The sequence below is a fragment of the Rhodococcus sp. PvR099 genome (genome assembly GCF_017833315.1).
GTDB classification, from domain to species: Bacteria; Actinomycetota; Actinomycetes; order Mycobacteriales; family Mycobacteriaceae; genus Rhodococcus_G; species Rhodococcus_G oryzae.
Map to the genome: position 1 here is coordinate 2,611,628 of NZ_JAFIBV010000001.1, position 12,497 is coordinate 2,624,124.

A 12,497-nucleotide genomic window follows, 5' to 3' on the forward strand; every position below is an offset into this window, starting at 1 on the left:
CGGAAAGTCCGTGCGTAATCTCTGTGTAGCACTTCCGTCCCATGTGACGATGTATCTGGTGATGTGACGCACCGCTCGGGGGGTAGTACCGACGCGTGCCTCGGTAGTCGGAATGGGGAGACGACATGACAGTTCGCGGGTTCATCGCACGCCATCGGATAGCTTCGGCTGCCTTGGTGCCTGCCGTCGTGGGGGTGACGGCGATACTCGGGTTGACGTGGGCCTTGTCCCCGGCGCCGCGCACCGCGGACACCGAGCTCACGTCGTCGGTGACCGAGTGCCACGACATGGTGACCATCTCGATCGCCGGCCGCAATGACACGCCCGTGGCGGGCACCACGAAGATGCTGGTCGGACCCAACGGCGAGGCGCTGCCTGCCGCTTTGTCGAGCGACTACAGCAGCCACTGGGTCGATCCGGTGATCAACGCACCGAACGGTGTCGTCGATCCGAAGGCGTATGCCGCCGTCTACATCGCCTACCCCGCGAACATGAGCAGCTACGAGGGCGCCGTCGCCAAGGGCGTGGCCAACACCGAATCGGTGATGCGCGAGATCCGGGTGGCGTGCCCGGACACGAAGTTCGCCGTCGTCGGGTACAGCGAAGGCGCGGACGTCGCCCGGCGGGTCGCGATGGACGTCGGCCATCAGGACGCGGACACCAACGGTGAATACGGGATCGTGAATCCGGGCAACGTCGTCGGCGTGGTCATCCTGGCCGACGCGGGCCGCGCGAATGGTCAGGGCCCGTTCCCCGGGGCGAAGAATCCGTTTGCCAATCCGGACGGATTCGACCGGCAGTACCAGAACGGCACCAACCCGACCGCAGGAGCGGGCGCCCTTCCAGACACCGGCGGCGACGATTTCGGCGCGCTGGGCGGCAAGGTCGCGTCGTTCTGCTCTGAGAAGGACTTCACCTGCGCGGTGCCGGAGAACATCTCGCTGTTGCAGCTCGCGATCAACGTGGGCAGGCAACTGAACGTCGACACCCTCGAGCGCGAGGGCCTCACGCCTGCGACGGGACAGGATGTCGCCGTCGCGCTCAGCCAGATCGCGTTCAACGCGTTCGCGGAGGTTCGGTCCCAGCCGGACTGGATGAAGGGCGACCAGACCTTCCTCGACGTGCTGCTGACGGTGTCCTCCCCGTCGTACAAGCCGGGTGAGGCCCCGAAGGCTCCGGCGAAGGCCCAGTCGATCTCCGCCGACGAGATGTCCCCGCTGGCCTACCTCCCGCAGAAGGTGTTCAAGGAGATCATCGGTCTCATCACTACGAACCAGAACACCATCCCGGTCGTCCTGAGCGATCCCTACCAGCTGACGCTCGCCAAGGACGTCGGTCACCACTTCGACTACTGGCGCGACAACGATGCCGCCAACGGCAAGCCGCTGACCTCCGCCGAGTACGCCGCGGCGTGGCTGACCCACCTCGCTCAGCAGGCGCAGAACGGACAGCCCATCGACCCGTCGGCGAAGCCGGACGCCGGAAGCCTGGCCGCGGCCCTCTCTTCGGCCACAGCCACCGCCACGTCCGCGCCGACGGCGCCGAGCACCACGCCCGTGGCGGGCACCGTGACGGCAACCGAGTCCGTCGCACCAACCACGACCGACGCGGCGCCCACCGAAACACCGGCGGCATCGGCCACCGGATCGGCATCGACACCCACGACGACGCCGAGCGCGGTCCCCACCACTGAGGCCGCCGTCCCGGTGGACTCGCAGGACGCGGTGCCTGCCATCGCGACTCCCCCGACCACCGCGGTGGCGGCGACCACGACCGCCCCGACCACCACCACCTCTCCGGCTCCAAACTCGGCCGGGTAAGAGCTCCTCCCAGTCACCCACACCCCTAGCGCTCGAACGCATGTTCGAGTAGACTTCGAACATGGATCTCGACGAGATGCTCACCGCGCCACAGGATGTGGCCGCGTGGCAGCTCGCCGACTCCGAACTCCTGACGCTGATTCCCGAGCTCTCGCTGCGGATGCGGCAACTCGAGGCGCTGCGGGTACGTCTGATGCATCAGGTCGATCAGCGATGTGTGGCCGAACAGGTCGGGGCGTCCTCGCCCGGCAGCTGGCTCGCCGGGGCGACCACTATGACCCCCGGCCAGGCGAACAGGATCGTCCGACTCGGCCGGGAGTTGGCCAAGCATCCGGAGGTGGCCGCGGCATTCGATGCCGGAGAAACCGATTACGACCAGGTCCGGGCGATCGTCGAACTGCTGAACAAGGTGCCCGACCCCGATGCCCCGGCCCGCTCCGATAACAACACCGCCGACGACGACACGGCCGAGACCGACAGTGACGGTGACATTGGTGATGACGGTGACACCGAGAATGTGTTCGACATCGTCGGAACTGACGCCACCCGAACACAGGCCTGCGCCCGCTACCTCCTCTACGCAGCCCGCACCGAAGACTCCACCACCCTCGCCCGCCGCGCCAAAGCTCTCGATCTGATCCTCAACGGCGACAAGAAGAACCCCGACTCCGAGAACGCCGAACTCAACGAATTCCACGCCTCACCCGGACTCGGCGGCCGCGTCCACCTCAAAGGACACCTCGACGCCGCCTCCGGCGAAGCCCTCCTCACCGCACTCTCCGCCCTGTCCAAGCCCCGCCCCGGGGCCGACAACCGCGACGGACAAACCAGCAAAGACCAACGCACCCCCGCCCAACGCCGCGCCGATGCCCTCACCCACATCGTCCGCAGCTATCTGGACTCCGGGCAGGCACCCAGCGAAGGCGGCGAACGACCCCACATCAACGTCTTCGTCGACGCCGACGACCTCGCCGCCACCACCGACCAACACCATCACCATGAACGCGGCCACCGGGGGCGTAGACGTGGACCGGCTTGGATGCCCTGGTTGGGGCCCATCTCACTCGACCTCGCCGCCCAGATCTCCTGCGACGCCGACATCACCCCCATCACCATGAACGCCGACGGCAACCCCATCGACGTCGGACGCACCACCCGCCTCATCCCCCGCAAACTCCGCCGCGCCCTCAATGCTCGGGACTGCGGCTGCGCCTTCCCCGGCTGCGGACGACCCGCCGCCTGGACCGAAGGCCACCACATTCAGCACTGGTCCAACGGCGGACCCACCAACCTGTCAAACCTGGTACTGCTCTGCCGCTTCCACCACACCACCATCCACCGCGGCGACTGGACCGTGCACATCAGCAAAACCGACGGCCATCCTTGGTTCACCCCACCACGATGGATCGACCCCAGGCGACAACCCATGCCGGCACACAACCGGCGCAACCAACTCACCTTCGCCGCCTAAAGCGAAACCACCAGGCACCGCCCGACACCACCCCGAAATGGGAGGCGTCGGCGCGGTGCCCAGTGCGCTGGCTGAGCCGCCCCCGACCTCAGGAGCAGTCCCCGGCTTCACCTTCCTTGACCACTGACAGCACCGCTTCGCCCTCTGTGACAGTGGATCCCGCGGGCGGGGTCTGCCCGACCACCACCCAATTGCGGTCGAGCACCTGCGCGCGGCCCTTGCCCGAGTCGTCCTGACTCCGGGAGAAGAACACCCCGGCAGCCTGGATGGCATCCTGGGCGGCCTGCAGGTTCATGCACACCACGGGCGGCATGACCGCGACGACGGGAGCGGCGGCCGCCGCCGCAGCGGCGGGAGGAGCCACCGGGGCCGGCGTCGTTGCCTGAACCGGCGGTGCGACCAGCGGGGCCACGGGCACCGGCTGGGCCGAGATGGTGGGTCGCGCTGTGGTTTCCGTCGTGTGGGGAGGCTTGGGCGCGGGCGCCGCTGTCGCGCTGGTCGGCGCGGACTTTGACTCATTGTCCAGACCGTCGCCGATGTCGCTCACGATCCCGACCACCACGAGCAGCGCGGCGACCGCGGACGCGATGATCACGCCCTTGCGAACAGGAGGCGGCTTCGGCGCCTCGGGCGGCGGTGCGAACGCGGCCGGGTCGCCGGCGAGGAACGCCTCGTGGCCGGCCTGCGCGCGGGCGGCGAGTCCGCTCTGTTCTACCTTGACCCTGGCGAGGTGATCGCGGATCGGCTTGCCGAGCGCGAGATACCAGAGGCCGGCGGCGAAGAGCAACTGAACCACGAGTTGCCCGAAGTTCCCGTTGATGAGCTCGACGATCGCGAGCCAAGTGCAGATGGCGGCGAACAGCCCGGCGAGCACCCGAAGATATGGGGCGAATTGTTTCACGTGCAACTCCTCGCAACGGTTCCCGAGGTTCCGTCCGATGGCGCAAAATCCAGAAGTCGGGCAAAGAGTTTTGGCATGGTGCCGTCATCGAAGGCTTCTAGCAATGCACCCTCGGAGAATCGATCGCCACGAATGAACGTCATGATCAGCCCGAGAGTGACCTCCGGTGATGCAGCTTCGATCACCCGTTCATCGCGGTCAGCGACGAACTCGCGGCCAAGTTCCCAGTCAACCCAATTGAAACCCGGCATCACGAACCCGTGTGCGTACGCAAAGTCATAGGCATCCTTGAGGATTGGCCCGTGCGTGCTGTGGCCCATCGAGAAGCTGTTATCGCCGATTCGTTCCGGCGCCACCCAGTCCCCGAAGGACCCAGTCTGTTCAGTGATCCTCTCCACCAGCGAACGCAACTGCGCCCAGCCGTCTGCGGGTCAGCGATGCGAGCACCGCCCGCGGGGTCGGGTCGACGCCCGCGAAGGGATCCGCGGGTCCCGCGTCGCCGCTCCGCGTCACAGCACCGCCTCGACCTGACGCTCAGCGTCGCGGACGCGGAGCTTGCCGGACATGAGTTGAGGGAGGAGGGCGTCGCGGATGGCTGCGAGGGTGCGAGACTCGGCACGAAGCGAGGAAACCAAACGATCCAATGGTCCGAGGACCTCTCCGATCGACCTCTGCTCGGCAATGTCAGGCAACATCAGCGTCAGCGATCCAATGTCAGCAAGATTGATGTAGTCAGCCATGTCGGTATTGCCTTTCCGATATGACGCCTGCCGAACGAAATCAGCAGAGGCAAACCAACGACGAAGATAAGTTCTGTCGATGGTGTCGTTGTCATGCACACGGAAGAAGCACACCTGCGGGCTGTACACGACGTCCTCGGACGCGCCCTCGAATACGGCGAGTCTTCCCACCGTCCCCTTCGTGGTCAGCAGGATGTCACCCGATTGCCCCGCCTTAACGCCAATCGCGGAGCGCCGATCATAGGTAACAAAGTCCGATCCGCTGAGTGAGACCTGACCGTCCGAAATGTCGGCAACTCGAACGATGCGGAATCCGTCCTCGTCGAGTTCGCTTCGCTTCGTCCTGTACCCGTCACCAAATGTAAGGCATCCACGCCTTGCCAGTTCTCGAATCGTCAACTCCTGACCCTCGCAGTCACCACCCCTCGCAGCTTTACTGAGCCCGTTCACCGATTTGATGAAGACCGCTTCAGCGAGGCTGTCCGCTGTAGTCGCGAGCTTGCGGTTTGCAGCAATCTTGTCATCGAGGGCACCGAGGACCTCGGCAATCTCAATCTGCTCAGAAGGAGGAGGAAGGCATATCATGACGTCAAACAGTTGACTGGTATTCAACCGGCCCGTTCCGTGGCCAGCTTCGTCGACCAATCCCAGAATCATCGGCGTGCGCGACTTAATAGCATAGGCCAAGAAGAGTGGGTCAATCCCATCGCTTGGCTCAAGCGCCTTGCAGTCTTGCCCAAAGGCCAGAACGCGGTCGGTGATCCCCATCCTAAATTCGGTCTTCAAACTCATGCCCCGAACAACCATTAGAATCGCATCACGACCGACCATCGTCGTGCCATTCTCGGATCCGTGTACGGTGATCCGGCGATCCGAATCAGTTATATGGAACTCCGTGAGGCTCCCAGAGCTAATCCATGGAATTTCACCGCCCCAATAGGCCGGTTCAGATGTTCGCGGGGTGCCTCCAGACTTCCACGTCCCGAGATCACCAAGCCTCCGAGGATTCCATCCGACGGGCAACTCGCTCACAGAACCCTCCCCAACTGCTCGCGCACGACCGCCTGCAGCCTCGCCGACTCGTCGAACTGCGCGTACAGCTCCCCGGTCAATCGAGCAATCTTCTCCTCGATCGGCTCACCATCGTCCTCGATGGGCGCCGCACCCACGTACCGACCTGGGGTCAGCGCGTAGTCGTTCTCCTTGACCTCAGCAAGCGTCGCCGTATAGCAGAAGCCCGGTTCGTCCGCGTATTCAGCTTGGGAAGCTGACTCCGTTCCGCGCCAGGCGTGGAATGTGCCGGCGATCTTCGCGATGTCGTCGTCGCTCAGCGCCCGCTCAGCGCGGTCGACCATGTAGCCGAGGTTGCGTGCGTCGATAAACAGCACCTGGCCCTGCCTATCGATCGAGCCCTTCGGGCCTTTCGCCTTGTCCTTCGCGAAGAACCACACGCACACCGGAATGCCGGTGCTTCGGAACAGCTGTGTCGGCAGCGCGATCATGCAGGACACCAGGTCCGCCTCGACAAGCTGCGCCCGGATCTCGCCCTCACCACCGGAATTCGAGGACATCGAGCCGTTCGCCATCACCACACCCGCGGTGCCCCGCTCGCCGAGCTTGGAGATGATGTGCTGAATCCACGCGTAGTTCGCGTTACCGGCAGGCGGCACACCATACTTCCAGCGCTTGTCGTCCTCCTTGCGCGTCCAGTCCTTGATGTTGAACGGCGGGTTCGCGAGCACATAGTCCGCCAGCAGGTCCGGGTGCTTGTCCTGCGCGAAGGTGTCCTCCCACCGGTCGCCGAGGTTGCCGGTGACGCCGTGGATCGCGAGGTTCATCTTCGCCATCTGCCAGGTGCGCTGGTTCTGTTCCTGGCCGTACACCGACACCTCGGTCGGGTTGCCGCCGTGCTGCTCGATGAACTTCTCGGTCTGTACGAACATGCCGCCCGAGCCGCAGCACGGGTCGTACACCCGGCCGCTGTACGGTTCGAGCACCTCCACCAGCACCCGCACAACCCCTGCAGGCGTGTAGAACTCGCCGCCCCGCTTGCCCTCCGCGCGGGCGAACTTCTCCAGGAAGTACTCGTAGACCTCGCCGAGCAGGTCCCTTGCCTTGGTCGCACCGTGCCCCGTGAACCGGGTGTCGTTGAAGAGGTCGATCAGCTCGCCGAGGCGGCGCTGGTCGACACTGTCCTTGTTGAAGATCGTCGGGAGCGTCCCATAGAGATTCGCGTTCGCCGCCATGATCGCGCGCATCGCGTCGTCGACCAGCTCACCCGCGGTCTTGCCCTCCACCCCTGGCGCGTCCTGAATGCCCTTGGCGTGCTCGGCCAGGTACGTCCAGCGCGCCGACTCCGGCACCCAGAAGACGCTGTGCCCCAGGTACTCGTCCTGGTCGTCGATCAGGTTCGCGATCTGATCGTCGTTCATGCCGTCGGCCAGCAGCTCCTCCCGGATCTGCTCCCGCCGCTCGGCGAATGCATCCGAGACGTACTTGAGGAACACCAGGCCGAGGATCACGTCCTTGTACTGGGACGCGTCCATGGAACCGCGCAGCTTGTCGGCTGCCTTCCACAGCGTGTCCTTGAGTTCCTTCATGGTCGACGGCGCCGTGACCGCAGCCTTCTTCTTCGGTGGCATGGTCAGCCTCTCTCTGGGTGGGTCTCGGTATCCCCGGCCACGGTGAGCGCCCCATGCGCCACACCATCGATCAGGGTGTTCGTCAGTCGGTCCAAGTTGTCGAGCAGTTCGGTTGCGGCCCTGCGGCGTTCCCGAAGGTCGTGCAGCACCCCGGTCACGGCCGGCACCCGGTCGGGTGAGATGCGCGGTATCTCCCAGCCCTTCCACGCGTGGCCGGAGCGGATGGCACCCGAGGGCCTGGCACCGACACCCTTTGCCAGCAGATGCCGGGCGATGAGCTCGGGAACCAGGCCCGAGCTCGCCGGGTCCGCGATCCGCATGATCCGCGCGGGCGAGACCACCACCGACATCCCCTCGACGTCGACGACCACACCGAACCCGGGGCTGGTGCAGAACACGAGGTCGCCCGGTTCCGTGTACCGGCCGCTGGGGTACCTCGTGGTGAGGGTCAGCCGGTCGATGACGCGCTCACCGACCCGTCGACCGCCCAACACCTCCTCGGCGCCGATGACCCGGACACCTTCACCTATCTCGATGTCAGATTCGTCGATCCGATTGCCGGGCAGCACCTTCAAGTCCTTTGACTCCGCCAGCTGCCCAGCGGTGGGCATCGGACCGCCACCGGCCTCCCTGTACTCCACCCGCAGATTCAGGTTCCCGTCGAGCAGTCCACCCGCGCGCAGATTGGTGGCGTCGACCAATTCGACGATCCGGCCCGCAGCCTCCGCACCGTCGAAGCGAGGTCGACGCACACGCTTCGGCTGCGGCGGGGTCAGCGCGCCGGTGGCGAGCAACGCGGCCGTCTCGTAGACCGCGCCGTGCCGAAACGCGCGGGCCCGCACCGATTTGTACGTACCCATGGATGCGGTCACGTCGGCGATCACGCCGACGACCGCGGCATCGTCCAACTCGACGGCGCTCAAGTCCGCCAGCACCGTCCATCGGTCCGCTGGTTTGACAGCGGGGTCGGCCGCGCCGAGTACCCATAGCGCCATCGACAGGCCGGGACGTGCCGGGAGCAAACCCTCGGGCAGCCGGAACACGGCACGTAGGCGGTCCGAGCGGACCAGCCCCGACCGGATACCGTCCGCCTGACGATCCCCGAGCTCATCGACGAGCGCGCTGGCAGGCGCGATGATCACCGCCCGATGTTCGGGGCCCATCTGCAGCACGATGTTGTCGATGTCGGCGAGGACCTGCGTATCGGTCATGCCGACGCCGCAGGGCGACGGGTACTGGGTGAGGAACATCGCCGGCTCGTCGAGGACGAAGCCGCCACCGAACCCACCCTCCGGCGCCCGGCGCCTGCGCCAGTGGTGGACCGCGAGTCGACGACGGGCCAACCGCGACGCCGCGGTCGTGGCTTCACCGGTCATCGCCATCGGCTCGCCGTACTCCGGCAGCACGTTGCGGAGCGCGACCAACAGGTCACTGCCTGCGGCAGAAGGATCAACGAAGACCGCACGGTCGTCCGCGGTCAACGCTGCACAGACCCGAGCGCAGAGTTCGAGCGCCGGGGCGGCGAGGGCACTGTCCACCAGGTCTGCTCGTTGCAGCCGAAAGCGCTGCGCCATCATCGATTCGAAGGCCTGCGCCGGTGTGTAGGCGGCGTCGGCCATCTGGTCCGCGAACGATGCGAACGCGCCGAGCTCGCCGCCGAGCGACTCGATCTCGCCATAGAGAAACTCGTCATCGGGGTCGAGCTCATCGGCCTCGTCCAGCAGATCCCGCGCATCGAGGTCCGCCAGCGACTCCCCCAGCATTGCCTTCATGCAGAGCAGCGCGCTGATGCCGTTGAACACGATATCGCGACTCAGCGCCGACCCGTGGTCCAAGGCCGCGTGCAGAGCGAGGTCCTCGACGAGGGTGTCGCTGTTCCCGAGGTTCCGTGACCGAATCCAGTCCACCACCTCGGTGCCACTGAACTTCTCCTGCCTGCCCTCGGTGGACACGGGCCTGGGGAACGGGCGGTCGCCATCGCGGTAGCGCTTGGCCCACATCGACACGACCGGCCGCTGCACCTTCGCGAGGGCTGCGATATCGGGCTTGGTGAGCAGCAGGGTCGAGGTCCGGTCGATGTCACGCACCGTGTCACACCCCTCCATTACTGTCTGCTCTTGCACCGCTGGTTGATAGCCCAGACAACCTATCCCACGCGGCAGACAACATTCGCAAAGATGTTGATATCCCCGGTTATCGCCGGATCAGTGTGAGAAGTCTTCCCAGTGGTCAAGTCTGTTGACACCGCCTCGACGAGGGGTCGAGGCGGTTCATTCGCGGCAACGCGATCCAACAGGAGGACAAAGAATGCGCAAGTTCGTCAGTGCTGTAGGGGTTTCGTTCGCGGCGGCCGGCCTGGTTCTGGGGGCGTCGGGTATCGCGAACGCGGCGGACACCACCTTTGGTTCTGGGCTCTGGTTCGTGGGCGACGACATCGCTTCCGGCGTCTACGAGGCCCATCCCAGTGGCTACACGAGCTGCAACTGGACCCGTTACTCGGACAAGTGGGCAGAGATCGACGATCAGCGGACCATGGCGAGCACTGTTCGGGTGACGATCCAGTACAGCGACCACGCCTTCTCCTCGTTCGGGTGCGGCACCTGGAAGCGCGTCGCCGATGCCCCTGCCCCGGACATGACCGGTGCCGCCATCGGATCCGCGGTGGTCGGGAGCGCGGTGGTTGGAAGCGCGGTGCTCCCGCTCCTCGTGGCCGGCTCAGCCGGTCTCTGACACCGGCAAACCGCCAGGAATCGAGGTGGCCCGCACTCGCCCGAGCGCGAGTGCGGGGCCTCGGTTCCACGAACGTCACCCCACAGATCGACTCCCCCGGAGGGAATCCCATGAGCCTGAAGATCAATCAGAAGTCAACGCTGGCGGTCGCCGCCATCGCTGTGGCGATCGCCCTCACGGGCTGCGGCACCCCGACCACCGAGGGTGCCGCCTCAGCCGCGACGTCGACCACCGAGGCACGGAAGACCGTCTCACCGCAGGAAGCCGAGGCCAAGAGGCAGGCGGATGCCGCCGCCGCCAAGGCACGTCAGGAGGCCGCGGCCGCGGAGGCCGCGCGAGTCCAGGCTCTCGAGGCCGCCAAGAAGGACCCCGCCACCTACGAGCAGCTTTCCGAACGGGACTTCGCACTCATCGCGAAGAACCCCGGTTCGGCGACCGGACGCAAGGTCGTCGTCTACGGCCGCGTCACGCAGTTCGACGCCGCCACGGGCACCACCCAGTTCCTCGCTCGCACCGCGCCTTTCGCGGGAGACAAGTACGACTACGACCAGAACACGTTTGTCGTCGGCGACACAGCGGCGCTGATCGCCAACGTCGTCGAGGACGACCTGGTGACCATGTACACCGAGGTGCTCGGTTCCTACACCTACGACACCCAGGCTGGCGGCAGCACCACGGTGCCCAAGCTCCAGGTGAACATCATCGAGGTCACCGGATCGGCCTAGCGGGCCCACGACGAGCGCCCGGACCAGACATCCCACCCGAGCAGGCAGGAGCCGACAGATGACCCTCGCAGTAATCCACTTCCGACAGATCGACGAAGACGACCATCAGCTTGCCCTCGCCGCCGCAGTCATCGGTGTGGACGCATCAAGCGAACGCCTGATCTTCTCCCGGCCCGGTACCGATGCCGCTGCCCGGCGCGCCGCTCTGCTCGACGCGTTCGAGGCCGTCTACCGACTGGCCGTGTCCGTGCCGGATGCTCGGCCGCTTTCCCTGCACATCAGCGAGCCCGAGGTGCGCGGCGAGCTGGAGCGCGTGGCAGCCTCCTTCCCCGCCGTCGCGCTGGTTCGAACACCGCGCGGGCAGATGCCCGCGCTGCTGCATACCGCCGCCGACTCTCTCTCCACACACATGGTCCAGCTCAGGACACCCCAGGATCAGCGCCCCTCCGAGCCGCAGCCCGAGCTCACGGTCGCCACCGACGCGTCGAAGTCATCGGCTCGACGCGGGGTCGGGGTGGCCTGCATCAGCGAGGACGCCGACCTGTGCCAGAAGATGTACCCGGACGCACGATCGGTTCTCGAAGGCGAGCTGCTCGCGATCAAGCACGCCCTCACGCGGTTCCCACATCGCGATCTCCACGTGCTGACCGACAGCCGCGCTGCGCTCGCCAGCCTGTCGATGACGAGATCCGACCTGATCGAGCGTCGGAGCGGCGCCGTCATGGCCGCGGTCACCCGCATCCACGAACTGTCCGCCGGGCGGCGGGTCCGTTTCAGTTGGGTCAGGGGGCATTCGGGCCACCGCCTCAACGAGGCTGCGCACCGGCTCGCCGTCGCGACCCGACGCAACCACGAGTTCAACGTCGCCGCGGAGACCAGGGCAGCCATCACCGACAACATCGTCGCCACCGTCTTTGCCGACGCCGCGGCCTGATCTAGCGCCAATAGTTCACAACGCACGACCGGAAGGAATCACATCATGACCGAACAGCAGCCACAGTTCACAACGCCGCCCCCCGGATGGCAGCCGGTGCCGCAGAATCCGGAGAAGAACGGCTTCGGCATCACCGCGATCATCACCGCGATCATCGGCCTGCTCTTCTGCCTGATGCCGATCACCGGATTCATCGGGTTCATTCTCGGCGTGATCGCGTTGATTTTCGGCCTGGCCGGATGGGGCCGGGTCCGCAAGAACAAGGCCACCAACGTGAAGACGGCCATCACCGGTGCCGTCCTGGGCGGACTGGCGATCGCCGGGGGCATTGCCGGCATCGTCATGTTCTTCACAGCCGTCGAGGACTTCGGCAACGACATGGACAAGATCGGCGACGACTGGAGCAGCTACAGCGACTGCATGGCCGATGCAGACACCTCCGCTGAGATGGCGGCCTGCAAGTAGCTCGACGCGAAGGCCTGCGCGGGCACGCCCGCGGCGCGCCGGGCCCGCACGAACACCGTGCGGGCCCGG

At 66.0% G+C, this 12,497-nt stretch carries 10 protein-coding genes and 1 pseudogene; 6 read left to right on the forward strand and 5 right to left on the reverse strand.

Features of this window, described 5'->3' with window-relative positions; all coding sequences use genetic code 11:
* The first annotated feature begins 125 nt into the window (after positions 1-125).
* Entirely contained in the window at positions 126-1,820 is a 1,695-nt protein-coding gene (locus JOE46_RS11850; protein WP_209927294.1) for a cutinase family protein, read from the forward strand.
* A gap of 61 nt (positions 1,821-1,881) precedes the next feature.
* A complete protein-coding gene (locus tag JOE46_RS11855) occupies positions 1,882-3,291 on the forward strand; it encodes an HNH endonuclease signature motif containing protein (protein ID WP_209927297.1) in 1,410 nt (469 codons plus the stop codon).
* An 88-nt stretch (positions 3,292-3,379) separates the two neighbouring features.
* Here the strand turns inward: JOE46_RS11855 and JOE46_RS11860 are convergent, their stop codons facing one another.
* The 5 genes and pseudogenes from JOE46_RS11860 to JOE46_RS11880 all read right to left on the reverse strand — a co-directional run bounded on the left by JOE46_RS11860 (position 3,380) and on the right by JOE46_RS11880 (position 9,661).
* Positions 3,380-4,165 (reverse strand): PASTA domain-containing protein, encoded by a 786-nt coding sequence (locus tag JOE46_RS11860; RefSeq protein ID WP_307861281.1) that lies wholly within the window; start codon positions 4,163-4,165, stop codon positions 3,380-3,382.
* 23 nt (positions 4,166-4,188) lie between these two features.
* Positions 4,189-4,605 (reverse strand): annotated as a pseudogene (locus tag JOE46_RS11865) (DUF6508 domain-containing protein); the annotation flags it as partial.
* Between the two features lie 96 nt (positions 4,606-4,701).
* Entirely contained in the window at positions 4,702-5,964 is a 1,263-nt protein-coding gene (locus JOE46_RS11870; RefSeq protein ID WP_209927301.1) for a restriction endonuclease subunit S, read from the reverse strand.
* The gene (locus JOE46_RS11875) at positions 5,961-7,574 is read right to left on the reverse strand and encodes a class I SAM-dependent DNA methyltransferase (RefSeq protein ID WP_209927302.1); all 1,614 of its coding nucleotides are present in this window, start codon (positions 7,572-7,574) and stop codon (positions 5,961-5,963) included. The genes JOE46_RS11870 and JOE46_RS11875 overlap by 4 nt, the downstream gene beginning before the upstream one ends.
* A 2-nt stretch (positions 7,575-7,576) precedes the next feature.
* A complete protein-coding gene (locus JOE46_RS11880) occupies positions 7,577-9,661 on the reverse strand; it encodes a hypothetical protein (protein WP_307861282.1) in 2,085 nt (694 codons plus the stop codon).
* A 220-nt stretch (positions 9,662-9,881) separates the two neighbouring features.
* Here JOE46_RS11880 and JOE46_RS11885 point away from each other — a divergent pair, with 220 nt between their 5' ends.
* From JOE46_RS11885 to JOE46_RS11900, 4 genes are all read left to right on the forward strand, one after another.
* Positions 9,882-10,304 (forward strand): hypothetical protein, encoded by a 423-nt coding sequence (locus JOE46_RS11885; RefSeq protein ID WP_136910397.1) that lies wholly within the window; start codon positions 9,882-9,884, stop codon positions 10,302-10,304.
* A gap of 110 nt (positions 10,305-10,414) precedes the next feature.
* Positions 10,415-11,029 carry a DUF2510 domain-containing protein gene (locus JOE46_RS11890; RefSeq protein WP_209927304.1) on the forward strand — a complete coding sequence of 205 codons (615 nt, stop codon included), beginning with the start codon at positions 10,415-10,417 and terminating at the stop codon, positions 11,027-11,029.
* A gap of 58 nt (positions 11,030-11,087) precedes the next feature.
* Positions 11,088-11,963: an RNase H family protein gene (locus JOE46_RS11895; protein WP_209927305.1), complete on the forward strand. Its 876-nt coding sequence runs from the start codon at positions 11,088-11,090 to the stop codon at positions 11,961-11,963.
* 45 nt (positions 11,964-12,008) lie between these two features.
* Positions 12,009-12,428 carry a DUF4190 domain-containing protein gene (locus JOE46_RS11900; protein WP_209927307.1) on the forward strand — a complete coding sequence of 140 codons (420 nt, stop codon included), beginning with the start codon at positions 12,009-12,011 and terminating at the stop codon, positions 12,426-12,428.
* Positions 12,429-12,497 lie beyond the last annotated feature (69 nt).